Annotated in this window: 25 protein-coding genes; 16 read left to right on the top strand and 9 right to left on the bottom strand. The window is 73.9% G+C overall.

Annotated elements, in window-relative coordinates; translation table 11 throughout:
• Positions 1–6 precede the first annotated feature (6 nt).
• On the bottom strand, positions 7–228 hold the full coding sequence (locus J2X64_RS04445) for an RNA-binding S4 domain-containing protein (protein ID WP_310150198.1): 222 nt from the start codon (positions 226–228) through the stop codon (positions 7–9).
• 19 nt (positions 229–247) lie between these two features.
• On the bottom strand, positions 248–541 hold the full coding sequence (locus tag J2X64_RS04440; protein WP_310150196.1) for a WhiB family transcriptional regulator: 294 nt from the start codon (positions 539–541) through the stop codon (positions 248–250).
• Positions 542–771: 230 nt separating this feature from the next.
• Between J2X64_RS04440 and guaB the strand changes: the two genes are divergently transcribed.
• From guaB to J2X64_RS04415, 5 genes are all read left to right on the top strand, one after another.
• Complete coding sequence (guaB, locus tag J2X64_RS04435) at positions 772–2,358, top strand: IMP dehydrogenase (RefSeq protein WP_310150194.1); 1,587 nt, start codon at positions 772–774, stop codon at positions 2,356–2,358.
• 336 nt (positions 2,359–2,694) lie between these two features.
• Positions 2,695–3,816, top strand: a complete 1,122-nt coding sequence (locus J2X64_RS04430) for a GuaB3 family IMP dehydrogenase-related protein (RefSeq protein WP_310150192.1) — start codon at positions 2,695–2,697, stop codon at positions 3,814–3,816.
• 157 nt (positions 3,817–3,973) lie between these two features.
• Positions 3,974–5,566, top strand: a complete 1,593-nt coding sequence (locus J2X64_RS04425) for a succinic semialdehyde dehydrogenase (RefSeq protein ID WP_310150187.1) — start codon at positions 3,974–3,976, stop codon at positions 5,564–5,566.
• Positions 5,563–7,311 carry an FAD-dependent oxidoreductase gene (locus tag J2X64_RS04420; RefSeq protein WP_397444014.1) on the top strand — a complete coding sequence of 583 codons (1,749 nt, stop codon included), beginning with the start codon at positions 5,563–5,565 and terminating at the stop codon, positions 7,309–7,311. The genes J2X64_RS04425 and J2X64_RS04420 overlap by 4 nt, the downstream gene beginning before the upstream one ends.
• A gap of 713 nt (positions 7,312–8,024) precedes the next feature.
• Positions 8,025–8,606 carry a hypothetical protein gene (locus J2X64_RS04415; protein WP_310150184.1) on the top strand — a complete coding sequence of 194 codons (582 nt, stop codon included), beginning with the start codon at positions 8,025–8,027 and terminating at the stop codon, positions 8,604–8,606.
• Between the two features lie 109 nt (positions 8,607–8,715).
• Here the strand turns inward: J2X64_RS04415 and J2X64_RS04410 are convergent, their stop codons facing one another.
• Together J2X64_RS04410 and J2X64_RS04405 are read right to left on the bottom strand one after the other, a co-directional pair.
• The gene (locus J2X64_RS04410; protein ID WP_310150181.1) at positions 8,716–10,494 is read right to left on the bottom strand and encodes an ABC transporter ATP-binding protein; all 1,779 of its coding nucleotides are present in this window, start codon (positions 10,492–10,494) and stop codon (positions 8,716–8,718) included.
• Complete coding sequence (locus J2X64_RS04405; RefSeq protein WP_310150179.1) at positions 10,491–12,275, bottom strand: ABC transporter ATP-binding protein; 1,785 nt, start codon at positions 12,273–12,275, stop codon at positions 10,491–10,493. The genes J2X64_RS04410 and J2X64_RS04405 overlap by 4 nt, the downstream gene beginning before the upstream one ends.
• A gap of 105 nt (positions 12,276–12,380) precedes the next feature.
• On the opposite strand from J2X64_RS04405, the gene J2X64_RS04400 reads away from it, so the two are divergent.
• The 5 genes from J2X64_RS04400 (at position 12,381) to J2X64_RS04380 (ending at position 16,401) form a co-directional block, all read left to right on the top strand.
• Positions 12,381–13,127 carry an SURF1 family protein gene (locus J2X64_RS04400; RefSeq protein ID WP_310150176.1) on the top strand — a complete coding sequence of 249 codons (747 nt, stop codon included), beginning with the start codon at positions 12,381–12,383 and terminating at the stop codon, positions 13,125–13,127.
• The gene (locus J2X64_RS04395) at positions 13,117–13,458 is read left to right on the top strand and encodes a DUF3817 domain-containing protein (RefSeq protein ID WP_397444013.1); all 342 of its coding nucleotides are present in this window, start codon (positions 13,117–13,119) and stop codon (positions 13,456–13,458) included. Before J2X64_RS04400 ends, J2X64_RS04395 begins: the two co-directional genes overlap by 11 nt.
• A gap of 77 nt (positions 13,459–13,535) precedes the next feature.
• Positions 13,536–15,116: a glutamine-hydrolyzing GMP synthase gene (gene guaA, locus J2X64_RS04390; protein WP_310153116.1), complete on the top strand. Its 1,581-nt coding sequence runs from the start codon at positions 13,536–13,538 to the stop codon at positions 15,114–15,116.
• 5 nt (positions 15,117–15,121) lie between these two features.
• Positions 15,122–15,847, top strand: coding sequence for a lysophospholipid acyltransferase family protein (locus J2X64_RS04385; RefSeq protein ID WP_310150170.1), 726 nt, complete (start codon positions 15,122–15,124; stop codon positions 15,845–15,847).
• Positions 15,848–16,038: 191 nt separating this feature from the next.
• Complete coding sequence (locus tag J2X64_RS04380; RefSeq protein ID WP_310150167.1) at positions 16,039–16,401, top strand: hypothetical protein; 363 nt, start codon at positions 16,039–16,041, stop codon at positions 16,399–16,401.
• A gap of 102 nt (positions 16,402–16,503) precedes the next feature.
• On the opposite strand, the gene J2X64_RS04375 is transcribed toward J2X64_RS04380, so the two are convergent.
• A complete protein-coding gene (locus J2X64_RS04375) occupies positions 16,504–17,748 on the bottom strand; it encodes an AGE family epimerase/isomerase (RefSeq protein ID WP_310150164.1) in 1,245 nt (414 codons plus the stop codon).
• 117 nt (positions 17,749–17,865) lie between these two features.
• Between J2X64_RS04375 and J2X64_RS04370 the strand changes: the two genes are divergently transcribed.
• From J2X64_RS04370 to J2X64_RS04360, 3 genes are read left to right on the top strand one after another with little or no spacing between them, the layout of a single operon-like run.
• Positions 17,866–19,176 carry a MurT ligase domain-containing protein gene (locus J2X64_RS04370; RefSeq protein WP_310150161.1) on the top strand — a complete coding sequence of 437 codons (1,311 nt, stop codon included), beginning with the start codon at positions 17,866–17,868 and terminating at the stop codon, positions 19,174–19,176.
• Positions 19,173–20,102: a cobalamin biosynthesis protein CobB gene (locus J2X64_RS04365; protein WP_310150158.1), complete on the top strand. Its 930-nt coding sequence runs from the start codon at positions 19,173–19,175 to the stop codon at positions 20,100–20,102. Before J2X64_RS04370 ends, J2X64_RS04365 begins: the two co-directional genes overlap by 4 nt.
• Complete coding sequence (locus tag J2X64_RS04360) at positions 20,099–20,998, top strand: aminoglycoside phosphotransferase (protein ID WP_310150155.1); 900 nt, start codon at positions 20,099–20,101, stop codon at positions 20,996–20,998. The genes J2X64_RS04365 and J2X64_RS04360 overlap by 4 nt, the downstream gene beginning before the upstream one ends.
• Before the next feature lie 143 nt (positions 20,999–21,141).
• Here the strand turns inward: J2X64_RS04360 and J2X64_RS04355 are convergent, their stop codons facing one another.
• A complete protein-coding gene (locus J2X64_RS04355) occupies positions 21,142–21,432 on the bottom strand; it encodes an antibiotic biosynthesis monooxygenase (protein ID WP_310150152.1) in 291 nt (96 codons plus the stop codon).
• Positions 21,433–21,505: 73 nt separating this feature from the next.
• Here J2X64_RS04355 and J2X64_RS04350 point away from each other — a divergent pair, with 73 nt between their 5' ends.
• On the top strand, positions 21,506–22,270 hold the full coding sequence (locus tag J2X64_RS04350) for a 4a-hydroxytetrahydrobiopterin dehydratase (RefSeq protein ID WP_310150149.1): 765 nt from the start codon (positions 21,506–21,508) through the stop codon (positions 22,268–22,270).
• Positions 22,271–22,385: 115 nt separating this feature from the next.
• Here J2X64_RS04350 and J2X64_RS04345 read toward each other — a convergent pair whose 3' ends face one another.
• Genes J2X64_RS04345 through J2X64_RS04335 form a run of 3 tightly spaced genes read right to left on the bottom strand, consistent with a single transcriptional unit; the run spans position 22,386 to position 24,729 of the window.
• The gene (locus J2X64_RS04345; RefSeq protein ID WP_310150146.1) at positions 22,386–22,847 is read right to left on the bottom strand and encodes a hypothetical protein; all 462 of its coding nucleotides are present in this window, start codon (positions 22,845–22,847) and stop codon (positions 22,386–22,388) included.
• Complete coding sequence (locus J2X64_RS04340; RefSeq protein ID WP_310150143.1) at positions 22,844–23,911, bottom strand: lysylphosphatidylglycerol synthase transmembrane domain-containing protein; 1,068 nt, start codon at positions 23,909–23,911, stop codon at positions 22,844–22,846. Before J2X64_RS04340 ends, J2X64_RS04345 begins: the two co-directional genes overlap by 4 nt.
• Positions 23,908–24,729: a PIG-L family deacetylase gene (locus J2X64_RS04335; protein WP_310150140.1), complete on the bottom strand. Its 822-nt coding sequence runs from the start codon at positions 24,727–24,729 to the stop codon at positions 23,908–23,910. The genes J2X64_RS04340 and J2X64_RS04335 overlap by 4 nt, the downstream gene beginning before the upstream one ends.
• A 34-nt stretch (positions 24,730–24,763) precedes the next feature.
• Here J2X64_RS04335 and J2X64_RS04330 point away from each other — a divergent pair, with 34 nt between their 5' ends.
• Positions 24,764–25,948, top strand: coding sequence for a glycosyltransferase (locus J2X64_RS04330; RefSeq protein WP_310150137.1), 1,185 nt, complete (start codon positions 24,764–24,766; stop codon positions 25,946–25,948).
• Positions 25,945–26,640 (top strand): NUDIX domain-containing protein, encoded by a 696-nt coding sequence (locus J2X64_RS04325; protein ID WP_310150133.1) that lies wholly within the window; start codon positions 25,945–25,947, stop codon positions 26,638–26,640. The genes J2X64_RS04330 and J2X64_RS04325 overlap by 4 nt, the downstream gene beginning before the upstream one ends.
• The last annotated feature ends 76 nt before the right edge of the window (positions 26,641–26,716 follow it).

Raw genomic sequence — 26,716 nt, 5'->3', positions numbered from 1 at the left:
GTCCAGCTAGGCGGGGCCGACCACCTGGATGGACTCCCCGGCATACTCCACGGTCTGGCCGGGACGCACCTGGGTGCCGCGGCGCAGGCAGACGGCGCCGTCGAGCAGGACCTCGCCGTTCTCGACCACCGCCCGTGCCATGGCGCCGTCCTCGACCACGCCGGCGAGCTTGAGCAGCTGGCCGAGCCGGATGGACTCGTCACGGATCGGGATCTCGAGCAGGCTCACGCCCTCGAGTCTAGGAGCGTCAGCTGGCCGCGGGGGCCGCGTGTCCGGCGTAGTGCGCCTCGCGCTCGTCCTCGGTCATCGCACCCCACACGCCGTACGGCTCGCGCACCCGCAGGGCGTGCTCGCGGCACTGGGCCAGGACCGGGCAGCCGAGGCAGACCTGCTTGGCCTCGGAGTCCCGGGACCGGCGGGCGGGCCCGCGCTCACCCTCGGGATGGAAGAAGACGTCGGGGTTGCTCTGGCGGCAGGAGCCCTGCAGCTGCCACTCCCACAGATCGGCGACGGGTCCCGGCAGCCGTGACAACTCAGCCATGTCGTCCTGCTCTCCCGCGGCACGCTGCCGCACGCTTCGGACGCTACCGCTCGGGGAGGACCCCCGGGCCGTGCGGAACGTATGGACTTGTTCAAGGCCGCGCAGGTCCCCGTCGAGGTCCCGGATGGTGGACACCGGGCCGGGACGGCCGTATGCCGTGGCTGCGCCGGCCCGCTGCCCGGGCACCATGCGCGCACGAGGGGCGTCCGCGGCCGGTTTACGATTGGGCAATGAGCCTTGGTGTCGACGACCGCCTGCCCGACCTGACCGCTCACGAGGCCGCTGCGGCCCCCGCGACCGGCGCCGCGCTCGCCGAGCCGGCCCACGACCCCTTCGCCAAGCTGGGCCTGACCTACGACGACGTCCTGCTCCTGCCGAACGAGACGGACGTCATCCCGTCCGACGTCGACACCACCGCCCGGCTGACCCGGGAGATATCGCTGCGGATCCCGCTCATCTCGGCGGCCATGGACACCGTCACCGAGTCGCGCATGGCGATCGCGATGGCCCGACAGGGCGGCATCGGCATCCTGCACCGCAACCTGTCGATCGAGGACCAGGCCTACCAGGTCGACCTCGTGAAGCGGACGCAGACGGGCATGATCAGCAACCCCGTCACCATCGGCCCCGACGCGACCCTCGAGGAGCTCGACCGCCGCTGCGGCGAGTACCGCGTCTCGGGCCTGCCCGTCGTCGACGAGGGCAACCACCTGCTCGGCATGATCACCAACCGCGACCTGCGCTTCACCCCGGTGGCGGAGTGGCAGACCACCAGGGTCCGCGACGTCATGACCCCCATGCCGCTGGTCACCGGAGGCGTCGGCATCTCGCGTGAGGACGCCACCGCCCTGCTTCGCCAGCACAAGCGCGAGCGCCTGCCACTTGTCGACGACGAGGGCCGGCTCGCCGGACTCATCACCGTCAAGGACTTCGTGAAGTCCGAGCAGTTCCCGGACGCGAGCAAGGACGACCACGGCCGGCTGCTCGTCGGTGCGGCGATCGGCTTCTTCGGCGACGCGTGGGAGCGCGCGACCCGGCTCGTCGAGGCCGGCGTCGACGTGCTCGTCGCGGACACCGCCAACGGCCACGCCCGGCTGATGCTCGAGATGGTCCGCAAGCTCAAGGCCGACCCCGCCATGAGGCACGTCCAGGTCATCGGCGGCAACGTCGCGACCCGCGCCGGTGCGCAGGCGCTGGTCGACGCGGGCGTGGACGCGGTCAAGGTCGGCGTCGGCCCCGGCTCGATCTGCACGACCCGCGTCGTCGCCGGTGTCGGCGTCCCGCAGGTCACCGCCATCTACGACGCGTCGCTCGCCTGCCGCGAAGCCGGGGTGCCGGTCATCGGCGACGGCGGCCTTCAGTACTCCGGCGACATCGCCAAGGCCATCGTCGCCGGGGCGGACACGGTCATGCTCGGCTCGCTGCTCGCGGGCTGCGAGGAGTCGCCGGGCGACCTCATCTTCGTCAACGGCAAGCAGTTCAAGTCCTACCGCGGCATGGGCTCCCTCGGCGCGATGGCCTCCCGCGGCAAGAAGTCCTACTCCAAGGACCGGTACTTCCAGGCCGACGTCAGCAGCGACGACAAGATCATCGCCGAGGGCATCGAGGGTCAGGTGGCCTACCGCGGCCCGCTGGCCAACGTCGTGCACCAGCTCGTCGGCGGGCTGGGGCAGTCGATGTTCTACGTGGGCGCCCGCACCATCCCCGAGCTCAAGGCGAGGGGCCAGTTCGTGCGGATCACCTCGGCCGGGCTCAAGGAGTCGCACCCGCACGACATCCAGATGACCGTCGAGGCGCCGAACTACGGCGGTCGCTGACTCGCCCACCTCCCGGCCGGGCACGCCGGGCCGGTCGGCGGAGGTGTCCAGGAGGGCGGGGCCGCGTCCGGCCGGACAGTCCGCGCGGGCGTCCAGACGCGTGCGGGAGGTCGCGTACGCCTTTGGGGTGATCCGCCGCCCGACCGGGCGACCGTACGCTTCCAGGACGGCCCGCCCCCCTCGGGCCGAGCAGGGGAGCACCATGGTTTCGTCGTCACCACGCTGTGCGTGGTACGGCGTCCCAGGCGTCCCGTCGTCGGCACCCCTCACCCGGCGGCGGGGCGCCGTGCATCCCGCGCATTCGGCCGGGCGGGCCGTGGCCGATAGCCTTGCGCGGTGACTGAGATCGAGATCGGACGCGGCAAGCGCGGACGCCGGGCCTACTCCTTCGACGACATCGCCGTGGTGCCCTCGCGCCGCACGCGCGACCCCGAGGAGGTCTCGGTCGGCTGGCAGATCGACGCCTACCACTTCGACATCCCGGTCATCGCGGCTCCGATGGACTCGGTGATGTCGCCCGAGTCGGCCATCGCGCTCGGCCGCCTCGGGGGGCTGCCCGTCCTCGACCTGGAGGGGTTGTGGACCCGCTACGAGGAACCGGCGCCGGTCCTGGCCGAGATCGCCACGCTCGACCCGGCCACCGCGACCGCCCGCATGCAGGAGCTGTACGCCCCGGAGATCCAGCCCGAGCTCATCGCGCAGCGCCTGCGCGAGGTCCGCGAGGCCGGTGTCACCGTGGCGGGCGCCCTGAGCCCGCAGCGCACCCAGCAGTTCTGGAAGACCGTGGTCGACGCCGGGGTCGACCTCTTCGTCATCCGCGGCACCACCGTCAGCGCCGAGCACGTGTCCGGCCGGGCCGAGCCGCTCAACCTCAAGCGCTTCATCTACGAGCTCGACGTGCCGGTCATCGTCGGCGGCGCGGCGTCGTACACCGCGGCCCTGCACCTCATGCGCACCGGCGCGGCCGGCGTCCTCGTCGGCTTCGGCGGCGGCGCGGCGCACACCACCCGCCGCACCCTCGGCATCCACGCCCCCATGGCCAGTGCCATCGCCGACGTGGCCGCCGCCCGCCGCGACTACCTCGACGAGTCCGGCGGCCGCTACGTCCACGTGATCGCCGACGGCGGCGTGGGCACGAGCGGCGACATCGTCAAGGCGATCGCCTGTGGCGCCGACGCCGTCATGCTCGGCGCGGCGCTCGCCCGGGCCACCGACGCGCCGGGTCGCGGGCTGCACTGGGGCCCGGAGGCGCACCACCAGGAGCTTCCGCGTGGCTCGCGGGTCGAGGTCGGGGCGGTCGCCTCGCTCGAGCAGATCCTCTTCGGGCCGGGTCGCGTCGCCGACGGCACGACCAACCTCGTGGGCGCCCTGCGCCGCGCCATGGCCACGACCGGGTACTCCGACGTCAAGGAGTTCCAGCGGGTCGAGGTCGTCGTCGCCCCCTACCAGCAGAGCTGACCCGCGCGGGGGTCTTCCCGACGCGTTGCCGGCAGGACGTCACCGCCGTGCGCTGATGGGCGGCTGCGTGACGACCACGTGGCAGCAAGGGGGCGTGTGGGGCAGGTCGCGTAACTGACTACTGGTAAGGAAGGCATCGCGGACCTAGGCTGACGCCATGGCTCCGGACCTTATCGCCGATCCCGAGACCGACCCCACCGCGACGTATGCCGTGGACCCGGGGCTCGTGCGCCGGCTCACCCGGCGCGTCGTGTGCGCCCCGCGGGCGGCCGAGCACCGCAGCGTCACGCCCTTGACCGGCGCGCCGCTCGCGACGCTCCCGCTCTCGACGCGCGAGGACGTCGCCGTGGCCGTCGACGCCGCCCGCGCGGCGCAGCGGGCCTGGGCACGGACGCCGATGGAGGTGCGGCAGCGCGTCTTCCTGCGCTACCACGACCTCGTGCTCGAGCGGCAGGTCCAGCTGCTCGACATCGTGCAGCTCGAGTCGGGCAAGACCCGCGCGCAGGCCTTCGAGGAGGTCGCCGACGTGGCGATCGTGGCGCGGCACTACGCCCGCTCGGCCGCGGCATACCTGCGCCCGCGGCGGCGCCCCGGTCTGTTCCCGGTGCTCACGCAGAGCACCGAGCACCACCACCCCCGCGGGGTGGTGGGTGTCGTCAGCCCGTGGAACTACCCGCTCAGCCTCGCCATCACCGACGCCATCCCCGCGCTCATGGCGGGCAACGCGGTCGTCCTGCGTCCCGACCTCCAGGCCTCGCTCACCGCGCTCCAGGCCGTGCAGCTGCTGACCGAGGCGGGGCTGCCCGAGTCGGTGCTGCAGGTCGTCCTCGGTGACGGTCCCACGGTGGGCCAGGCGGTCGTCGACCTCACCGACTACGTCTGCTACACCGGGTCGACCGCGACCGGCCGCGCCGTGGCCGAGTCCGTCGCCAGCCGGCTGGTGGGGTACTCCCTCGAGCTCGGCGGCAAGAACTCCATGTACGTCGCCGACGACGCCGACCTCGACCGCGCGGTCGACGGAGCGGTGCGGGCGTGCTTCTCCTCGGGTGGCCAGCTGTGCATCTCGGTCGAGCGGCTGCTCGTCCACGACGCGGTGGCGGAGGAGTTCACCAGCCGGTTCGTCGCGGCCGTGAAGGCGATGCGGCTCGGCGCCGACCTCGCCTACGGGCCCGACATGGGTTCGCTCGTCTCGCAGGCCCAGCTCGACCGCGTGAGCGCGCACGTCGAGGACGCCCGCGCCAAGGGTGCGCGTGTGCTGGCCGGCGGCCGGCCCCGCCCGGACCTCGGTCCGTACTTCTACGAGCCGACGGTCCTCGAGGGCGTCACGAGCGCGATGGACCTGCGTGACGGCGAGACGTTCGGGCCGGTCGTGTCGGTCTACCGGGTGGGCAGCGACGAGGAGGCCATCCGGCTCGCCAACGACACCGACTACGGCCTCAACGCCTCCGTCTGGTCGCGTGACGTCGCGCGGGCCCGGCGCGTCGCGACCGCCATCCACGCCGGCACCGTCAACGTGAACGAGGGGTATGCCGCGGCGTGGGGGAGCGTCGCCAGCCCGATGGGCGGCATGAAGCAGTCGGGCGTCGGCCGGCGGCACGGTGCCGAGGGCATCCTCAAGTACACCGAGTCCCAGAACGTCACGGTGCAGTACGGCCTGCCGATCGCGCCGGCGTTCGGCATGTCGCAGGAGACCTACGTGCGGGTGATGACCTCGGCGCTGCAGGCGCTCAAGGCGGTCGGTCGCCGGTGAGCGTGGACGGCGGCTTCGACCACGACGTGGTGGTCGTCGGGTCGGGCTTCGGTGGATCGGTGACGGCGCTGCGGCTGGCCGAGAAGGGCTACCGGGTGCACGTGCTGGAGTCCGGGCGCCGGTTCGCCGACGAGGACTTCGCCAGGACGTCGTGGGACCTGCGCCGGTACTTGTGGGCGCCGCGCCTGGGGTGCTTCGGCGTGCAGCGGGTGCACCGGCTGCCCGACGTGGTGGTGCTCGCCGGTGCGGGCGTCGGCGGCGGGTCGCTGAACTACGCGAACACTCTCTACGTGCCGCCGGCCGAGTTCTTCGCCGACCGGCAGTGGGCCGACATCACCGACTGGCAGGCCGAGCTCGGGCCGCACTACGAGACCGCGAGCACGATGCTCGGGGTCGTCGATAACCCGTGCGACGGGGTGGTCGAGCAGGTCATGCGGCTCGCCGCCCGCGAACTCGGCGTCGAGGACACCTACCGCAAGACGCCCACCGGCGTGTTCTACGGCATGCCCGGGCGCCGCGTCCCCGACCCCTACTTCGGCGGCGCGGGGCCGGAGCGCACCGGCTGCACCCAGTGCGGCAACTGCATGGTCGGCTGCCGGGTGGGTGCCAAGAACACCCTGGTCAAGAACTACCTCGCGCTCGCGGAGTCGCTCGGCGCCACGATCGAGCCGATGCGCACCGTGGTCCGGGTCGAGCCGCGCCGCGGTGGCGGGTATGCCGTGACGCACGAGCGGACAGGCGCGTGGTCCCGGCGCACCCGGGAGACCGTCACCGCCGAGCAGGTCGTGTTCGCGGCCGGCACCTGGGGCACCCAGAAGCTGCTGCACCGCATGCGGGAGGAGCGGGTCCTGCCGCGGCTGTCCGACCGGCTCGGGCACCTCACCCGGACGAACTCCGAGGCGCTCAACGGCGTCATGACCGAGCGCGTGCCGCAGGACGCCGACCTGTCGCGCGGGGTGGCGATCACGTCGTCGTTCCACCCGACCGCGGACACGCACGTCGAGAACTGCCGGTACGGCCCCGGCTCGAACGCCATGGGCCTGCTCGCGACGATCCTCGTGCCCGGCGGGCGGCTGCCCCGGCCCGTGCAGTTCCTCGTCGAGGCGGTCAAGCACCCGGTCGTCTTCGTCCGGTCGTTCTCGGTGCGGCGCTGGAGCGAGCGCACCGTCATCGGGCTCGTCATGCAGTCCAAGGACAACTCGCTGCGCGTCAGCGGCCGTCGCGGCCTGCTCGGTGGGTGGGGGCTGACCTCGCGCCAGGGGCACGGCGAGCCGAACCCGACCTTCATCCCCGAGGGGCAGGAGGCGATGCGGGTGCTGGCGCGACGGCTCGCCGAGGCGACGGGGTTGCGGGCGTTCGCCGGCAGCAGCCTGGGCGAGGTGGCCGACATCCCGCTGACGGCGCACTTCCTCGGCGGCGTGGCCATCGGCTCCAGCCCGGAGCGCGGCGTGGTCGACGGGTACCAGCGGGTGTGGGGCTACCCCGACCTGCACGTCGTCGACGGGTCGGCCGTCTCGGCGAACCTCGGCGTCAACCCGTCGCTGACGATCACGGCGCAGGCGGAGCGGGCGATGTCGTTCTGGCCGGTCAGGGGCGGTGCCGACCCGCGTCCGGCGCAGCAGGACGGGTACGCGCGCGTCGAGCCGGTGCCCGCGCCGCGGCCGGCGGTGACCCGCTACGGACCGGCGGCGCAGGAGGCGTCGGCCCTGCCCTCGACCGACACGGCGCCCAGCTTCGGCGCCTGAGCGCAGGTCGGGAGGCGCCGCCGGACCCGGCTGCCCGTTCCCTGACACGGAGGACGGTTGACGGGGCCCCCTGCCCCCCGCCAACCGTGACCGTGGGCGGTGTGGCTGGAGACGAGCCGGGGGTGGGTCTCCAGCCACACCACCCAGACAACGACGGCTCCGTCACGGGGTTACGCGCCGTCCCGGAAATTTCTTGCGAGCGTGTTCTCGGCCCGCGTCCCGCGCGTCGAGGGGTCAGGACACGCCGACGGCAGGCCGGGACCTTCGGCGTGTCCTGACCCCTCGACCGGGCGCCCGTCCTGGTGGCTGTGGACAGCCGCGAAACCGCCTCGGCGTCGGACCACAGTGGAGCCGTGGACGGAGTGTGGTTGCCGGAGTCAGTCGCCAGCTCGCCGTTCACGGTCGCGGAGGCCCGTCGCCATGAGGTGCCGATGTGGCGTCTGCGCGCACCACACCTCGTGAGCCCGACGCGGGCGGTGCGGATGCTACGGGCGCCGACCACCACGTCGCAGCGTGCGAGGGCCTTCGCCTTGGCGCTGCCAGCGGATGCGGCTTTCAGCCACCTGACCGCCGCCCACCTCTGGGGGCTCGACCTGCCGGTGCCCCACGCAGTCGACGACGTCCTTCACGTGATGCGGCCCTCCGGCAAGAGCCGGACGCGGCGAGAGGGCTGTCAAGGGCACCGCGGTCTGGAGCGCCGGAAGGTCGTGCGGGTGTCCGGGCTCCGTGTCACCGGCCTGGCGGACACGTGGCTCGACCTCGCCGAGCTCTCTGCTCCCGCGTTCGGCCTCGACGACCTCGTCGTCGCGGGAGACCAGGTCGCGACGCACCTGGTCGGGCCTCCCGAGCCGGGCACCGGCTTCGTCGATCGTGCTGCTGGTGTGCTGGCGATGGGGCGAGCGCTCGACGCGCGGGTCCGACCGCGTGGCGCGACCATGCTGCGAGAAGCCCTCGGGCTCGTCCGGGCGCCGGTGCGCTCACCGATGGAGACGAGGGCACGGCTGATGTTCCTCCGGTCCGGTTTGCCTGAGCCGGAGGTGAACGCCGCTGTCCACGGACGCGACGGGCAGTGGCTGCTCGAGGGGGACCTGGTGTGGCGCCGGCAGCGGGTGGTGGGGGAGTACCAGGGCTCGGACCACGCCTCGATCAGCCGTCGCAGCTATGACGCCCACCGGACCGCCGTGGCGGCGGACGAGGGATGGCAGGTGCTGGAGATCTACGCGGACGACGTCTACCGACCTGCGCAGCGGGCGGACTGCGTGCGACGGTTCGCGCGAGCGTTGGGCCTCGGCTGAGTAGGACGAGGGGTCAGGACACGCCGGTGGCGACCGGCGACCGTCGGCATGTCCTGACCGCTCGACAGGGCGCCGGGCCTCAGGTGGTCGTGCCCCAGGTGGTCGGGCCTCAGGTGGTCGTGCCCCGGGTGGCCGGTTCGTCGCGCCACGACGCCCAGAGGGCGGCATACGGGCCGTCCGCGGCCACGAGCTCGTGGTGCGTGCCGATCTCGCTGACCAACCCGTCCTCCACCACCGCCACCCGGTCGGCGTCGTGGGCGGTGTGCAGCCGGTGCGCGATGGCGACGACCGTGCGGCCCTCGACGACGGCGGCCAGCGAGCGCTCGAGGTGCCGGGCCGCGCGGGGGTCGAGCAGCGAGGTCGCCTCGTCGAACACCAGGGTGTGCGGGTCGGCGAGCACGAGCCGGGCGAGCGCGACCTGCTGCGACTGCGCCTCGTTGAGCACGTGGCCGCCGCTGCCGACGACCGTCGCCAGCCCCTCGGGCAGCCCCAGCGCCCACTCGTGCGCGTCGACGGCGCGCAGCGCCTCCTCGAGCTCCTGCGTGCCGGCACCGGGACGGGCGAGCAGCAGGTTGTCTGCCAGGGACCCGACGAACACGTGGTGCTCCTGCGTCACCAGCGCCACCTCGCCGCGCAGGTCGCCGAGGTCGAGGTCGACAAGCGGCACCCCGCCGACGTCGATCCGCCCCTCGCGCGGTCCGTCGATGCCGGCCATGAGGCGGCCGAGGGTCGACTTGCCCGCGCCGGACGGCCCGACGATCGCGAGCCGCTCGCCGGGCCGCAGGTCGAGCGAGACGCCGTGCAGGACGTCGTGGCCGGCGCGGTGCGCGTACCGGACGTCGTCGACCTCGATCCTCGGGCCGTCGGGGCGCGCGCCGGTGGCCACCCGGTCCGGCGGCACCTCGCCCACGCCGATGACGCGGGCGAGCGACGTGGCCCCGACCTGGATCTCGTCGAGCCAGCCGAGCAGCTCGTCGAGCGGGCCGACCATCTGCTGGATGTACAGCGTCACCGCGGTCGCCACCCCCGCCGAGATGTGACCGTTGACCGCCAGCCAGCCGCCCCACACGATCGCGCCCGCGGTCGGCACGTAGTAGCCGAAGACGACGGCCGGGAACCAGCGCAGCCGCAGACCGAGGGTGTACCGCTCCGCCCGGTAGCACTCGCGCAGCGCGTCGTGGAAGCGGCTGCGGCGCACGCCCGCCAGCGACAGGGCGTCGATGGTGCGTGCGCCGTCGACGGTCTCGGCGACGACGCCGTTGAGCGCGGCGTACGTCGCGCGCTCCCATAGGTACCCGTCGCCGGCCTTGCGCAGGTAGCGGCGCGTCGAGATCCAGTAGAACGGAACGCCGAGCAGGATCGGCAGGGTCGCCAGCGGCGAGGTGAACAGCGCCGCCACGACCGTCATCACGACGGTCATCGAGGCGACGAAGAGCGAGGGCACCCCGAACCGCACGACGTGCGACAGCGCCTCGACGTCGTTGGTCGTGCGGGCGACGAGGTCGCCCGTGCCCGCCCGCTCGACCGTCGACAGCGGCAGGTTGACCGCCCTCGCCACGAACTGCTCGCGCAGCTGGGCGAACACCGTCTCGCCGAGGAGGAACGCCGCCCGCCGGGCCGCCCACGTCAGGCCGGTCTGCACGACGACGGCGACGGCGAGCAGGATGCCGATCCGGTCGACATCGCCGGTGTGGCCGCGACCGCTGACGAGGTCGACGAGCCGACCCACCAGCCAGGGCGCGGCCAGGGCGGCCAGCGCGGCCAGCGCGTGCAGGACCAGCACCTGGGCGACGAGGCCACGGTGCTCGGCCGCGAGCGCGCGCGTGTGCCGCCAGACGGCGGCCTTGTCCGCGACGGGCAGGGTGCGCCGGGCGTGGTCGGTCATCATGCCGGCTCCTCCTCCCTGATGACGATGTGCCGGTATGCCGGGTGCTCGGGGTCCGCGAGCAGCTCGCGGTGGGTGCCGCGGGCGGTGACGAGACCGTCCTCGAGCAGGACCACCTCGTCGGCCTGCCCGAGCAGCAGCGGGCTGACCGAGGTGACGACGGTCGTGCGGCCGCGCCGGTGCTCGGCCAGCCGTTCGGCGACGCGGGCCTCGGTGTGGGCGTCGACCGCGCTCGTCGGCTCGACGAGGACGAGGACGTCGGCGTCGGTGAGGAGCGCCCGGGCGAGGGCGAGCCGTTGCCGCTGGCCGCCGGAGTAGGAGCGGCCGCGCTCCTCGACGAGGCCGTCGAGCCCGTCGGGAACCGCCTCCAGCACGTCGAGCGCGCTCGCCGTCTCGAGGGCGCGGTGCACCTCCGTGTCCGACGCCGTCCCTGGATCCGTCCCTGCCGACCTCCCGCTCCCGCCCCCGGCCGCAGCGGGCGTGGGACGGCGCGCGGCCAGCAGCTCCTCGCGCAGCACGCCGGTGAACAGGCGCGGGTCGGGCTCGCTCACCACGACCGACCGCCGCACCTGCTCGATCGGCAGGTCGTCGAGGCGCACGCCGCCCCACGTCGTCTGGTGCGGCCCGGGCCCGTGGCGGCCGAGGCGCTCGGCGACCGCCGCCGACTCCTCGGGCCGCGCCGAGACGATCGCCGTGAGCAGGCCGCCACGGACGACCGTGCCCGAGAGCGGGTCGACTAGATCGGCGCCGGGGTCGGGCAGCTCCGCGCGTGCGGGCTGGCCTGGGGCGTGGTCCGGCTCGACCGCCAGGACCCGCAGCATCTTCCCGGCTGCGATGTGCGCCCGGATGCCGCGGTCGATCACCTCGACCGCCGTCTGCAGCGGCATGGTGAGGAACGCGGTGTAGCCGTAGAACGCCACGAGCTGTCCCGGCGTGATCCGTCCCTCCACGGCCTGGCGGGCCCCGAGCCAGGTGACGAGCACGACGAAGACGCCGGGCAGCAGCACCTGCGCGGAGTCGAGCGCCGCCTGGAGCCCGGCCACCCGGAACCCCGTGGCGCGCACCCGGGCCGTCTGCGCCTCGTACCGCCGCAGGAACGTCTGCTCCCCGCCGATCCCGCGCAGCACCCGCAGCCCGGCGACCGTGTCGGCGCCGAGGGTGGTGAGCCGTCCGGCCTCCTCGCGCTGTCGGGCCTGGCGCCGCTGGAGCGGTCGCACGATCAGGGTGAGGCTGCCCAGCATGACCGGGCCGCCGAGCAGCACCAGCCAGCCGAGCGGGGGAGAGGCCGCCAGCAGGATCGCCCCCACGACGACGTAGCTGACGATCGCCCCGGCGAACCGGCCCATGACGTCGTAGAGCCCCCCGAGCCGCATCACGTCGTTCGCGAACACCGCGACCACCTCGCCCGACGGCAGCGTCCGGGTCAGGGCGGGCCCGGCCCGCTCGGCGCCGAGGGCGGTGAGCTGGGCACCGCGGTAGGACGCGAAGAGCCAGTTGTGGACCGCGAACCAGTGCCGTACCGCGGCCATCGAGGCGGCCACCGCACCCAGCCCGAGGAGCGCGAGCGCCCACCGGACCAGGCCCGCGGGGTTGCCGGGCACGATGCCCTCGTCGACGCCCTTGCCCACCGCGGCCGGGATGAGGGCGATGGCCAGCATCCAGACCGCGCCGCTGGCCATGCCGACGAGCTGGGTGGGCCACTGCCGCGCCGCGACCCACGCGAGGAACCGGACCGTGCTCCGGGTGTCGGGACGGCCCGGGTCGGGGAAGGGGATCTCGCGCATCAGGGGCACCACGGTAGGCGCGGGCACGGACACGACGACACCGGTTTTCCGGCTGCCCACGGGCCTCGTGTCCGTGCGCACAGGGACGTCACGTAGCCTCGTCGCGTGCTGCGAACCGCCCTGAAGCCGCGCTGGCTCGGCCTGTTCGCGGTCGTCCTGGTCGTGGTCGCCGGCTGCATCCAGCTCGGTCTGTGGCAGCTGCACGTGGCCCAGGACAAGGGCCTGGCCGATGCGCTGCGCAAGGCGCACGAGGCGCGGCCGGCCCTGCTCGACACCGTCATCCGGCCGCACCAGCCGTTCCCGAACCCCCAGTCCGGGCGCAGCGTCACCGCTGTGGGGACGTATGCCGCGGACGGCCAGTTCCTCGTCGGTCCCCGCCGTCTCCAGGGCCGGACCGGCTACTGGGTGGTCACACCGCTGGACGTCACCGAGAGCAGGGCCCGGATCGCCGTGGTGCGCGGCTTCGTGACGGACACGACGAGGCCGGTCCAGCCGCCGACGGGGACGGTCTCTGTGGACGGCTCGCTGGCCCCGGGTGAGTCGCCCTCCGACCCGCCGCAGGGGCTGCCGGCCTGGCCGCAGCAGGCCCGCGGCTCGGTCGACCTGGCCGTGCTCGTCAACGAGTGGCCGGGGGAGCTCTACAACGCCTTCGTCTTCGCCCAGACCGAGCGGACGGCGACCGGGTCCGGCATCCCCGCACCCACCGGGGTGCAGCGGGTGCCCCCGCCCGAGGTGGAGGGCGGCCTGAAGTGGCGCAACGCGGCATACGCCGTGCAGTGGTGGGTCTTCGCGGCGTTCGCCGTGTTCATGTGGTCCAGGATGGTGCGAGAGGATGCCCGACGTGACGACTGAGATCCGGGATGTGCAGGGCGCGCGCCGCGCGCTCGGCTGGTTCAAGGTGATGGCGATCCTCGCGGGCCTCGCGATGTTCGTGCTGATCGCCGAGATGGTCCTGAAGTACGGCTTCGACAACGCGGCGCTGTCGTGGTGGAGCCCGGTGCACGGCCTCATCTTCATGGTGTTCGTGTTCACCGTGGCGAACCTCGGCTTCAAGGTCGGCTGGTCGTTCGGGAGGATGGCGGCGATCGTCGTGGGCGCGTGCGTCCCGCTGGTCGCGTTCTGGATCGAGCGGCGGGTGGCGACGGAGGTCGAGCCGCGGCTGGCCGGTAGCCTTTCCCCGTGACCGACGCCGCAGCCAGTGACGTGACCCAGGCCCAGGACGACGACCGGGTGGAGGCGCCCGAGGGCGACCGCGTCGAGGTGCCCGCCACCCCGCTGCAGTCCCGGCCCGTGCTGGTCGTGGACTTCGGCGCGCAGTACGCCCAGCTCATCGCGCGGCGCGTCCGCGAGGCCGACATCTACAGCGAGGTCGTGCCGCACACCGCGTCCGTCGACGAGCTGCTCGCGAAGGACCCGGCGGCGATCATCCTGTCCGGCGGCCCGTCGTCGGTGTATGCCGAGGGCGCGCCCGGTCTCGACCGCGCGGTGCTCGAGGCGGGGGTCCCCGTCTTCGGCATGTGCTACGGGTTCCAGGCCATGGTGCAGGCGCTCGGTGGCACGGTCGCGCACACCGGCCTCGGCGAGTACGGCGCCACGCCCGCGCAGGTGTCCGACCCGTCCTCCACGCTCTTCAACGGCCAGCCCACCGACCAGTCGGTCTGGATGAGCCACGGCGACTCGGTGACCGCGGCGCCGGAGGGCATGCGCGTGACCGCGTCCACCGCCGGTGCGCCTGTCGCGGCCTTCGAGGACGACGAGCGCCGGCTCTACGGCGTGCAGTGGCACCCCGAGGTCATGCACTCCACCTTCGGCCAGCGGGTGCTCGAGAACTTCCTCTACAAGGGGGCCGGCCTCTCCGGCGACTGGACCGCGGCGCACGTCGTCGACGAGCTCGTCGACGCGATCCGCGAGAAGGTCGGCGAGTCCCGCGTGCTCTGCGCCCTGTCCGGTGGAGTCGACTCCTCGGTGGCGGCGGCGCTGGTGCAGAAGGCCGTCGGCGACCAGCTCACGTGCGTCTTCGTCGACCACGGGCTGCTGCGCTCGGGCGAGGCCGAGCAGGTCGAGAAGGACTTCGTCGCCGCGACCGGGGTCGACCTGGTCGTGGTGGACGCCAAGGACCGGTTCCTCGACGCGCTCGCCGGGGTGTCCGACCCCGAGGAGAAGCGCAAGATCATCGGCCGCGAGTTCATCCGCGTCTTCGAGCAGGCGGCCCGCGACGTCGTCGGCAGCCGCGGCGACGACGAGCACCCGGTCGAGTTCCTCGTCCAGGGCACGCTGTACCCCGACGTCGTCGAGTCCGGCGGCGGCACCGGTGCGGCCAACATCAAGAGCCACCACAACGTGGGCGGCCTGCCCGAGGACCTGCAGTTCAAGCTCGTCGAGCCGCTGCGCTCGTTGTTCAAGGACGAGGTGCGCCAGGTCGGTCTCGAGCTCGGCGTCCCCGAGGCGATCGTCTGGCGCCAGCCGTTCCCCGGCCCGGGCCTCGGCATCCGCATCGTCGGCGAGGTGACGGCCGAGCGCCTGGAGGTCCTGCGCGCGGCGGACGCGATCGCCCGCCACGAGCTGTCGGCCGCGGGCCTCGACCGCGACATCTGGCAGTGCCCGGTGGTCCTGCTGGCCGACGTGCGGTCGGTCGGGGTCCAGGGCGACGGCCGCACCTACGGCCACCCGGTCGTCCTGCGGCCCGTCTCCTCCGAGGACGCCATGACCGCGGACTGGACCCGCGTGCCGTACGACGTGCTCGCCAAGATCTCCACCCGCATCACCAACGAGGTGCGCGAGGTCAACCGCGTGGTCCTCGACGTGACGAGCAAGCCGCCGGGCACCATCGAGTGGGAGTGACGCGGGTGGGTCGGCCCGTCTCGCTGGCGACGCTGGAGGACTCCGCCAGCCGCTGGGTGATGCGGCACGTCCTCATCGGCCCGCCGCTGTCGCTGGCCACCCGCCTGTCGGTCGAGGGCCGCCGGAACGTCCCGCGCTCGGGCGCCCTCATCGTCGCCTCGAACCACCTGTCGTTCATCGACTCGATCGTCATCCCTCTCGCCTCCGGGCGGCAGGTGCACTTCCTCGGCAAGGCCGAGTACTTCCAGGGCCGCGGGCTGCGCGGTGGCCTGGTCCGCTGGTTCCACGCGACGGCGGGGACGATCCCGGTCGACCGGTCCGACCCCCGGGCGGCGATGAAGTCGCTCGAGCTCGGCGAGGAAGTGCTGCGCGAGGGTGGCGCGTTCGGCGTCTACCCCGAGGGCACGCGCTCGCCGGACGGCCGGCTGCACAAGGGCCGCACCGGGGTGGCGCGGATGGCGCTCGCGACCGGGGCGACCCTGCTGCCGTGCGCGGTCGTCGGCACCGACAAGGTGCAGCCGGCCGGCTCCAACGGCTTCCGCCCGGCCAAGGTCACCGTGCGGTTCGGGCCGCCGGTCGACGTCGAGGGGCTGTCGCGGCAGTACTCCAAGGGCGCGCTGCTGCGGGCCGTCACCGACGCGACCATGGACGCGATCGCCGAGCTGTCGGGCCAGGAGCGCTCCGACCAGTACGCCTCCGACGTCAAGGCCGCCCTCGCCTCTGGGAGCTGACTCCCTCCCCGAAACGGCGGTTGCTCGACGAACCGCGGGACAACATCCCGCGGGAAGCCGAGCAACCGCCGTTTCGCGGCTGTCCGGGCTCGCCGGGTCGCCGGTTCCGCCGGGGACCTTCGCCTCTGCACCCCGCTGGGTCTCCGATGGACGCTGGAGGAGTGGAAGGAGGTGTAGTGATGAGACTGACGATGAGAGACCTTGTGGCAACGGTGCTCGTGCTGGCCATCGGCATCCCCTACGTGGGGTACCTGGTCAACGGCGAGATGCCCTTCATCAAGGACCCCCGAGGGATGTCCGCACTAGGCCTGGTTCTGGGTGCTGCGGCATTCCTCACGTTCAGGGGTGCCAACGAGCACGACCGTGTCGGGACGACACAGGCAGTGGTGGCCGGCCTGGCGGCGGTGCTGGGGATCGTGACCCTGGTGCTGGCGGAGACGGCGGCCGCTGAGGTCCTGCTGGCCGTGTTCATGGGATCGATCCTGGTCGTGTGGGCGTTCGAGGTGGCCGACCACGCTGGTTGGGTCCACGCGCACGCCGCTGCGCACAGCTGACCGACCACACCGCGGGTGGGGTGACGACTCGTCACCCCACCCGTCCACGTCCAGGAGGGCGCAGGCGTATGCCGTGGAGCCCGGTGGGCGCCGCCCGGCGCGTCAGGCGGAGGTGGCAGTGCCTCGCAGGGCGCCCGCGAACGAGGCCGCCGGGCGCAGCGAGGGCAGCAGCGCGGCCTGGTAGGCGTGGTACACGTCCGGCTTGCCCTTCCACACGGTGGCCGCGGGCTGGTTGCGCTCGTCGAGCTCGTGCCGCCACGACCCGTGCTTGCGGTCGATGAAGCACGCCTCGGCGTGCGCCCACCACGCGGCACACCAGTCGGCGTAGTCGTCCTCGCCGGTCTCGCGGGAGAGGACCCAGGCGGCGCCGATGCCCTCGGCGACCACCCAGTGCAGCCGCTGGCGCACGACCGGCGTCCCGTCGAAGTCGGTCGTGTAGACGAACCCGTCGCAGTCGTCGGCGTGCCACCCGTCGGCCACCGCGCGGTCGAACAGACCCGCGGCGTCCTCGAGCAGCCAGTCCGGGGCGTCGTCCCCGAGCGCGGTGCGCAGGTGCAGGGTGAGGCGTGACCACTCCAGCAGGTGCCCGATGGTCACGCCGTAGGGGCGGAACGGGTCGGCCGGCGAGTCGCGGTTGTAGTCGGGCAGGGCCGTCCAGTCGGGGGTGAAGTGCTCGGGCAGCCGCCAGTCGGCGTCGCGCGCGAACCCGTGCACCACGCGCTCGACGACGCGGCTCGCCTGCCGCAGCGGCTCGGGGTCGCCGGTGACCTCGTGGACGGCGAGCAGCGCCTCGACGGTGTGCATGTTGGCGTTGACGCCGCGGTAGTCCTCCAGCGTCGTCCAGCCGCGGTCCCACGCCTCGACGGCCATGCCCGCCTGGTCGTCCCAGAAGTGGTCGGCGAAGACGGCCCGCGCCTCGGCGAGCAGCGCCGCACCGTCGGGGTGGCCGGCTGCTGTGGCGCTGGACGACGCGAGCAGGACGAAGGCGTGGTCGTAGCAGGCCTTGCTGGTTGACACCGGCTCGCCGGTGGCGGTGTCGACCGCCGAGAACCAGCCGCCGTGCTCGGAGTCGCGCAGCACCTCGCGCAGGGCCCGGACGCCGTGGTCGAGGACCCGCTCGGCGTCGCGGTTGCCGGCGAGGACCTCGAGGGCGGCGACGTGCGTCATCCGGCAGGTGATCCAGGCCTCGACCGGGCGGTCGAGCTCGGGACGGCCGTCGTCGTCGAGCCACGCGAACCCGCCGGCGGGGTGCACGGAGCCGCGGGCGAAGTCCCATAGCCGCGCGCGCTCGGCGGCCAGCCAGCCTGCGTCGGGGGTGAAGGGCGCGGTGGTGGGCTCCGAAGGCATGGCTGAGATCGTATGCCGCCGTGCCCGGCCGCCCGCGCGGACCCGCGCCGCGGTGCCGTGTCACCGGCACGCGGTGCCGTGTCACCGGTGCGCCGTGTCGCTGGCTAGGGTTGACCCGTGCTGAGGACGACGGCGGCGGTGGTCGCGGGCAAGGCGGCGCGGGCTGCGTCGAGGCTGCGCGGCGGCGGGTCGGCCCTGCCCGGCCTGGTGGCGGAGCGGGTCGACCCCGGGTTCCTCGCCCAGGCGCTGCGCGACGTCCGCGGCGGGATCGTGGTGGTCAGCGGCACCAACGGCAAGACGACGACGACCAAGATGCTCGTGGCGGTGCTGCGCGCGCACGGGCGCACCGTCTTCACGAACCCGACCGGCTCGAACTTCACCCGGGGCGTCATCTCCTCGATGCTCGGCGAGCTGCCGCTGAGCGGCCGCCTCGCCGCCGACATGGCGGTGCTCGAGCTCGACGAGGCGCACGCGCTGCGGTTCGCCGCCTCGGTGAAGCCGACCCACGCCCTGCTCCTCAACGTGGCCCGCGACCAGCTCGACCGGTTCGCCGAGATCGACCACACGGCGCAGCTGCTCGCCTCGCTGGCCGAGCAGACGACGACCGGCGTCGTGCTCAACATCGACGACTCGTTCATCGCCCGGATCCGTGACCGGGTCGGGGCCGGCGTGGACGTGACGTGGTTCGGCGTGGACGCGTCGATCGCCGACCGGCTGCCCGAGCTGCAGGAGCAGGACGTCCGGTTCGAGGACGACTTCACCCCGCCGGTGGCCGGTCCCGACGACGGCCTGCTCAAGCCGGCCGACGAGCGGACCTTCTCGATCCGGTTCGGGGAGAACGGCTCTGCTGCCGTCGGTCCCCTCGAGCTCCAGCAGCGCGGCCTCGCGGCGATGATCAACGCGACCGCCGCGACGACCGCCGCCCGCGCCCTGCTCGGCGACGCGTTCGACCCTGCGGTGGCCGCCGACGCCCTGCGTGCGGTGACCCCGCCGTTCGGCCGCGGCGAGGTCGTCATGGTCGACGGCCAGCCGCTCGAGCTCGTGCTCGTCAAGAACCCTGCGGGCTTCACCGTCGCACTCGGCACCTACGGCTCGACCCCGGTCGCGACGATGGTGGCGATCAACGACAACTACGCCGACGGCCGCGACGTGTCCTGGCTCTACGACGTGAGCTTCGAGAGCCTGCGCCAGCGCGGGGTCGCCCTCACCTCGGGCGTCCGGGCCTACGACATGGCGCTGCGCCTGCAGTACGACGACGTGGCCGTCGGAGCCGTCGAGGCCGACCTCGACCGGGCCCTCGACGCCTTCCTCGCCGGCCACCCCGACGAGCCCAAGCGGATCTTCTGCACCTACACGGCGATGATGGCCCTGCGACGGACCCTCGCGGCCCGGTACGACCTGCCCGACATCGGCGAGGAGGCCTCATGACCGGCGGCCAGCACCTGCACGACGAGGGGCAGCACCTGCACGACGAGGGGCCCGGTCTCCAGGGCGCCGGTCCGGACGGGATGGGCCCGATCCCCTCCGGCGACGGCACGGCATACGCGGGCGCCCACCCGGCACCGGTCGACGTGCCGATCCCCGGGGAGCCGGCCGGCTCCGCCCGGGTGCCCGACGCCGGGCGCGAGGGCAAGGGCGTGATCCACGTCGTGCACCTCTACCCGCGCGAGATGAGCATCTACGGCGACCTCGGGAACACGCGCACCATCGCCGCCCGCATCCGCCGCCACGGCTACGTCCCCGTCGTCCACCAGCACCACCCGGGAGCGCCGTTCCCGGAGGAGGCGCACCTGCTGCTCGGTGGCGGCGGCCAGGACTCCGGGCAGGTCCGGGTCGAGGACGACCTCGAGCGGCTGGGCGACCGGCTGCGCGCGATGGCGACCGACGGCGTGCCGATGCTGATGATCTGCGGGATGTACCAGCTGTTCGGCAACGCGTTCATCACCGTCGACGGCAAGCGCCTGCCCGGGCTGGGCATCCTCGACGTCACGACGCAGGGCAACGCCAAGCGGATGATCGGGCCGGTCGTGCTCGACACGGACTTCGGGCCGGTCGTGGGGTACGAGAACCACTCCGGGTCGACCACCCTCGGTGAGGGGCAGGCGGCGTTCGGCCGGGTCCGTTCCGGCATGGGCAACAACGGCACCGACGGCACCGAGGGCGCGCGCTCCGGCAACGTCATCGGCTCCTACCTGCACGGGCCGATCCTCCCCGCGAACCCCGCCCTCGCCGACGCCCTCATCGGGCTCGCGGCCGAGCGCGCCACCGGCCGCCCGTTCGAGCCGGTCCCGCAGGACGACGCGTATGCCGATGAGGCGCGGACCCGGCAGGTGCGTCGCCTCGTGCGACGGTGACGGAACACCCCGGCGGGACGGCGGCGCCCGGGACGGCGACGCCGCCCGCGTGCCCTGTGCCCGAGCGGGTCCTCGACCTCTTCGCGGTGCCCGGCGACGTGCGGTCGGTGCCGGGCGGCCAGGGGCACAGTGTCGTGGCCGGCGACCTCGTGCTGTCCCCCGGGCGCGACGCGCAGACCGCCGCGTGGCTCAACCCGGTGCTGGCGCCGCTGGCGGTCCGGCTGGACCTCGAGCGCGTCTCCGGGCGGGCAGCGGTACGGGTCGCCATGCCGATCCCGGCGCGGGACGGCTCGTGGGTGGTGGACGGCTGGGGCGCGAGCCGGTACGAGCCGGACACCACCGCGTGCCACGACCCGGCCCTGCTCGCGGCGACCGGCAGGCTGCTGCACGCCCGGTTCGACGAGGCCGTGCGCAGCCGCCCGACCGGGCTCGACGCGCGCACGGACCGGTGGGCGGTGGCCGACCGGCTGGCCTGGGGGCCTTCGGAGGAGCTGGCCGCCGCGGCCGACCGGTCCGGCTCGGCGCTGGTGCGGCTGCTCGTGCAGGAACGCGCCGACGTCGACCTCGGGCCGGACCAGCTCGTCCACGGCGACCTCGCCGGCAACGTGCTGCTCGACGCCTCCGGGACGCCGGTCGTGATCGACGTCGCGCCCTACTGGCGGCCCGCTCGGTGGGCGGAGGCCCTGTGCCTGCTCGACGCGGTGGCGTGGCACGGAGCTGACAGGTCGGTCCTCGAGCCGTGGTCGACGGGCGTCGACCGGCAGGCGTTGGTGCGGGCGGCCCTGTTCCGGCTGCTGGCCGACTGCCTCGACGGCCGCGGGGCGGAGTCGACGAGAGGGGCCTCTCGGCAGGCCGAGCGAGCCTACGGACGGGCGCTCTCGCCACTGCTCGCCTGAGGCGGTGACCTCTGGCGCACGGCATGAGCCCCCGGGGCGACCCACCCGCTGAGCCGACATCCATGTCCTGCCGTGCCCTGACTGTTCGCGCTGCCGATGCACGCGCACGGCGGAAGGGGTGGGAGCGGTTGCGCGCGTGGCGCCTACTGGCCGCTGTCCACCAGGACGCGCATGACGACCAAGGTCGGGTCGGCCGAGAAGCGACGGAAGAGCGTGGGCGCCGCGGGCGGTTCCGGCGCTGCACGCATCGCATCGAGGGCATCCCGGTCGCGCCACGTCGAGGAGATGACCCAGCTTCCCTTGCCGTCACCGAGCAGCTGCGTCCGGAGCAACCCGTCAGGCAGGCCCTCGGCCACAAGTGCCTCGAAGGCGGCGACCAGTTCTGGGGCCCGGCGCTCGTCCACCTGCGCGGACACCATGGTCACGATCCTCATGGACCCAGCGTCCTCCGATTCGCCCACAGTTCACCAGCCTCATGGGGCCGCGGCGGCACTAGAGTCCTCGAGCATGCACATGGTGAGGGGGCGGCAGATCGCCGAGGCGAACCTGACCGACTGGCGGAAACTGGCTCAGGGGCTGCACGCCCGGTACCTCATCGGCGACTTCGGTGCCGGCGTGCGGTTCCTGGCGGCGGTGGGCGAGGCCGGGGACGAGCTCGGGCACCACCCGCGCGTGGCGATGGGCGCAGGGTACGTCGACCTCGAGCTCGTCAGCGACGACGCCATCTACCGCGACGACGAGGGCACCGAGCACGTCGTCGAGTGGGTGACCCAGCAGGACGTCGAACTGGCTCGCCGGGTTGCCGACATCGCACGGGACCACGGGCTGCAGGCGGACCCCGCCTCGGTCAGCGAGATCGAGCTGGGGCTGGAGACCGGGCGGTCGGCGACAGTGGCGCCCGTGTGGGCCGCGCTGCTGACGGGCGACGCCGGGTCCCAGGGCCGGGGCACCCCGGGCGACGAGGTCCGGGACGCCACGGGACGCGTGCCGAACCTGTGGTTCGGCGACGGCGCCAGTGACAGCGACGGCGCCAGTGACAGCGACGGCGCCAGCGACAGCGGCGACGGCGACGCGGCAGGGCCGCGGGGCCAGCGCTTCCACCTCGAGGTCTACGTGGCGCCGGAGGTGGCCGAGGCGCGGATCGCCGCAGTCCTCGCAGCGGGCGCGACGGTCGCCGACGACAGCGGGGCGCCCGGCTGCACGGTGTTCGCCGACCAGGACGGCAACCGGGGAGCCCTCTGCGTCGACACCTCCGCCGCCACTACCGGCTGAGCGGCGACGCAGGCGGCGCAGCGCGACCCGCGCGGGGGCGAACGTCGGAAGGGGGCGCAGCGCGAGAAGCGCCGCCGGACGTCAGTAGTGGTCGCCGGAGCGGTCTGCCGCGCGGTCAGTCGACGAAGTCGTCGCCGGCCTCGAGCCGCAGCCGCAGCAGCTCGGCGAGGGCGATGGACTCGCCGTCCCGCGCGCCCTCACCCACCTGCAGCGGCGGGTCGCTCGGCGCCACCTCCACACCCCGGAACCGCGCGAGCGACCGTGGCGGCACCAGCAGGGAGTAGTAGCGCCCGTCGGGGTCGACCGCCACGGAACGGTCCAGCCGGAGGTACCAGCCGCGCACGCCCGTCCGGTACCGGCTCGAGCCCTTCCACGTGCGCGCCGTGAGGTCGGTGGTCGCGAGCCCGCGCTCCAGCGCCGTGCGGACGAACTCGTCGACCAGCACCTGCGCCTTGGCCGACTCCCGCGCGCGGCGCTGCTCCTGCATGCGCACGTGGTAGTCGGCGCGCTCGGCGGCGTCGTTGACGGGACGCCCGCCCTCGCGGCTCGCCTCGCCCGGTTCGCCCGTGCCGCTCACGTCGTGTGCTCCAGCGGTGCGTCGTCGACGGGCTCCTTCTTGGGGCTCAGGGTCCACGCGGCCCAGCCGAGCGCACCGAGGGGGATCTCCATGAAGTGCGTGTATGCCGAGAACAACACCGCCCCCGCGACCGCCGCGTCGGGCTGGGCGCCCCACGCGACGAGGGCCGCGGCAGTGACCGACTCGGTGATGCCCAGGCCTCCGGGTGTGACGCCGACCGCGGTGGCGAGCCGGCCGATGGCGTAGGCCGCGAACAGCTGGCCGTAGAACAGGTGCACCCCGGTGACGTGCATGCACACGAGGAAGATCGCGTAGTAGACGCCGAAGAACCCGACGAGCCCGAGCGTCATGGAGATCCAGCCGGTCCGGACGATGTCGCTGATGCGGGCGCGGAGGTCGACGACCAGGTCGCGCACGCTCATCGAGCGCCGATGCCACAGCCGGCCCCCGACCCGGTCGATGCCCTGGCCGATCGCGATGGCCGCCCGCTCCGACACGAGGACCGCGACGAACGCCCCGAACAGCAGCGTGCCCGTGAGTGCCCCGGCGAGGGCCGCGTCACCCAGGGTGCGCGGCACGTCCGGGTCGGTCCCGGCATACAGGCCCACGATCGCCAGCAACGGCAGGGCGATCCGCGCAAGGACGTTCCACACCCCGGTGACGATGGCCGACGTCGAGATCTCGCGGCGGGAGAAGCCCCACGACCGGCAGATCGTGTAGGTCGCCGCGAGCCCCACGGCCCCGCCGCCCGGCAGGAGGTTGCCGACGGCCGACCCCGCCACGTTGACGATGAGCGCCTGCCAGTGCCTGAGGCCGTGCATCGACGCGGTCAGCGTGAACGTGTAGCAGTACAGCCCCACCACCACGCCACCGAGCAGGAGGACGGCGGTGGTCCAGTGGACCCGCGTGAGCACGTCCCAGACGTGCGACCACGACGTCTTGCCGAAGTACGGGAGTCCCCAGATCAGCAGCGCGGCGGCCAGGCCGAGCCCGAGGACCGCCTGGGCGACCCGTCGCACCCGGTTGCGGCTCCTCGTCGGCTCGGTGACGACCACCGTGCTCACCCGAGCCCCTCGAACACGTCACGGCTCACCGGCGCGCCCGGCGGCCGCGCGGGGTCGACGTACCACTCGCGCCCGAACACCAGGTCGTAGAGCGGACGCGGGATCCGCAGGAACGCCGCGAGCGTGCGGTCGGCACCGTCGTCGGCCCTGGACTGCGAGGCATGGGCGCGCATGGACGCCCGCTTCTGCGCGGCATACCTCCACACGGGGATGCGGTGGGTGATCTCCGAGCGCGCGCTGAAGGCCCGGGTGAAGGACTCCTTGTCGAACTCCGGCGGGAACCGGTACACCTTCGCGGCGAGGTCGACGGCCCGGACGATCGCGTCGCGCGGCACGGTCGCCTGCAGGACCCGCGGGGTCCCGGCCAGCTCGGCCGCGCGCGCCCCCACCTCGTGCACCCGGACGTGGTCGCGGTGGCCGTAGCCGCCGTTGCGGTCGTAGGTGAGCAGCACCGCCGCCTGCTCCTCGGTCAGGACCTGGGCCAACCGCGAAGCCGCCTCCTCCAGCGGGGCGCGCACGAACCGCACGCGGCCCGGTGGGTCAGGGTGCGTCTCCGGGCCGAGGCCGCTGTCGGCGTACCCGAGGTAGACCACCCGCGAGGCGCGCAGCGCGCTCGCCGAGCGGCGCAGCTCCTCGAGCCGCCGCTCACCCAGCCGGCCGTCCGCGGCGTACTCCGACGAGGTCAGGCCGAGGTCGCCGTCGGTGGCGACCACCACGACGACCCGGTGGCCCTGCGCGGCGGCGCGCGCGAGCGTGCCGGACGTCAGCAGGGCCTCGTCGTCCGGGTGGGCGTGGAACGCCACCAGCGTGTGGGTCATCACCGCCATCCTGTCGCATGGGAGGCTCTTGATCGTGAAGGTGGCCCTCCTGACCGACTGTTACCTGCCCCGGCTGGGCGGTATCGAGGTCCAGACGCACGACCTGGCCGCCCACCTGCTCGCCCGCGGCCACGAGGTGGAGGTCTTCACCGCCACCCCCGGCCCGCGCGGCGAGCGGCACGGCGTCGTGCAGCCCGTCGACGGCGTACCCGTGCACCGGATGGCGGTGCGGCTGCCGTTCGAGCTGCCCGTGAACCCGCTCGCGCCGCCCGAGGTCCGGCGGCGGCTCGCCGGGGGCGGCTTCGACGTGGCGCACGTGCACATGGGAGTGGTGAGCCCCTTCGCGACCGACATGGTGCGGGTGGCCTCGGGCATCGGCCTGCCGACCGCGATCACCTGGCACTGCCTCATGGACCGGTCGGCGCCGCTGTTCCGGCTGCTGGGGCAGGCGCGTCGCTGGGGTGCCGCGGGTGCCGCCCTGTCGGCGGTGTCCGGCATCGCCGCCTCGAACGTGGCCGCGGTCGTCGGCCACGACGTGCCCGTGAACGTGTTCCCGAACGGCATCGACGTGGCCCACTGGCAGGCCCCGGGACCTCCCGACGGCGGTGGTGCGGGGGAGGGCCGGCCCGTGCGCGTCGTGGCCGCGATGCGCTTCGCGGCGCGCAAGCGGCCCCTGGCCGTGCTCGAGGTGGCGCACCGCGCCCGGCAGCTCGCGCCGGCCCACGTCCCGATGTCGCTCACGCTCTTCGGCGAGGGGCCCGAACGCCGCCGGCTCGAGGCGTACGTGCGCCGCCACGACCTCGCCGACTGGGTCTCGCTGCCCGGGCGCGTCAGCCGCGAGGAGCTGCGGGCCGCCTACTGGGACAGCGACGTCTACCTCACCCCGGCGCGGCTCGAGGCGTTCGGGATCGCGGCGCTCGAGGCGCGCACGGCGGGCCTGCCGGTGGTGGCCCGGCGCGACACCGGGGTCGGCGACTTCGTCGTCGACGGCGTCAACGGGCTGCTCGGGGGGGACGACGACGCCCTCGCCCGCGGCCTGGCACGGCTGGTGACCGACCCCGGGCTCCGCCGCACCATCGCCACGACGAACCGCACCGAGCCCCCGGCCCAGGGCTGGTCCGCCGTGGCCGCGCTCGCCGAGCAGGAGTACGCCCGGGCCGCCTCCGCACCCGGCCGGCGGGCCCGCGGACCTGTGGCAGGCGAGTCGGCGGCTCCGTGAGCGCACCCCACTCGGTCCCCATCACCGTCGTCGCCGCCACCGGGCCCGGCCGTGAGGTCGACCGGTTCGCGCTCGAGCACGGCGCAGACCCCGTCCGCGAGCTGGCACGCCGGGGGTGGGCGGTGCTGCGCGTCGAGTCCGCCGACGTCGTCGAGGCCGTGATGCAGCTCCGGTATGCCGTCGCGGCGGCCACCCCCGCGCCCGCGTCGCCCCGCTCGGTGCCCACCGATCCCGGACTGGTCGTGGCGGAGGGCGAGCGCCCGGAGCCGTACCAGCGCACCGCCGCCTACGGCGTCGTGACCAGCATGCGGGGCGTGCTGCTGACCGAGCTGTCCGACCGCACCGCCGCACCCGGCCGCTGGACCCTCCCCGGTGGTGGCCTCGACCCCGGCGAGTCGCCGCTCGCGGCGCTGCACCGCGAGGTGTGGGAGGAGAGCGGGCAGCGCGTCGACGCACCGCAGCTGATCGAGGTGACGACCTCGCACTGGGTCGGCCGGGCGCCGAGCGGCCGGCTCGAGGACTTCCACGCCGTGCGCGTCGTGTATGCCGCGTGGTGCCCGGAGCCGACCGACCCCGTGGTCCACGACGTGGGTGGGTCGACGGAGTCGGTCCGCTGGGTCGCCCGGGACGAGGTGCAGGGGTTGCCGCTCACGGGCTTCGCCACCTCGCTGCCGCGCTGGCTGTCGACCTGAGTCCCCTCGGTGGGCCTGAACGCTTGGCCGCGGTGGGCCCGAGCCCCGCTCACCGGGCCGCGGCCGACCCGTGCCC

The organism is Phycicoccus sp. 3266 (assembly GCF_031456495.1).
Classification (GTDB): Bacteria; Actinomycetota; Actinomycetes; order Actinomycetales; family Dermatophilaceae; genus Pedococcus.
This window is presented reverse-complemented; position numbering and strand designations above follow the sequence as displayed.

Bases quoted from the DNA above. Each gene is read 5' to 3' on its own strand.
- J2X64_RS04440 (WP_310150196.1), bottom strand. From the start codon at position 541: ATGGCTGAGTTGTCACGGCTGCCGGGACCCGTCGCCGATCTGTGGGAG.
- guaB (WP_310150194.1), top strand. From the start codon at position 772: ATGAGCCTTGGTGTCGACGACCGCCTGCCCGACCTGACCGCTCACGAG.
- J2X64_RS04425 (WP_310150187.1), top strand. From the start codon at position 3,974: ATGGCTCCGGACCTTATCGCCGATCCCGAGACCGACCCCACCGCGACG.
- J2X64_RS04410 (WP_310150181.1), bottom strand. From the start codon at position 10,494: ATGATGACCGACCACGCCCGGCGCACCCTGCCCGTCGCGGACAAGGCC.
- J2X64_RS04405 (WP_310150179.1), bottom strand. From the start codon at position 12,275: ATGCGCGAGATCCCCTTCCCCGACCCGGGCCGTCCCGACACCCGGAGC.
- J2X64_RS04380 (WP_310150167.1), top strand. From the start codon at position 16,039: ATGAGAGACCTTGTGGCAACGGTGCTCGTGCTGGCCATCGGCATCCCC.
- J2X64_RS04375 (WP_310150164.1), bottom strand. From the start codon at position 17,748: ATGCCTTCGGAGCCCACCACCGCGCCCTTCACCCCCGACGCAGGCTGG.
- J2X64_RS04365 (WP_310150158.1), top strand. From the start codon at position 19,173: ATGACCGGCGGCCAGCACCTGCACGACGAGGGGCAGCACCTGCACGAC.
- J2X64_RS04355 (WP_310150152.1), bottom strand. From the start codon at position 21,432: ATGAGGATCGTGACCATGGTGTCCGCGCAGGTGGACGAGCGCCGGGCC.
- J2X64_RS04350 (WP_310150149.1), top strand. From the start codon at position 21,506: ATGCACATGGTGAGGGGGCGGCAGATCGCCGAGGCGAACCTGACCGAC.
- J2X64_RS04335 (WP_310150140.1), bottom strand. From the start codon at position 24,729: ATGACCCACACGCTGGTGGCGTTCCACGCCCACCCGGACGACGAGGCC.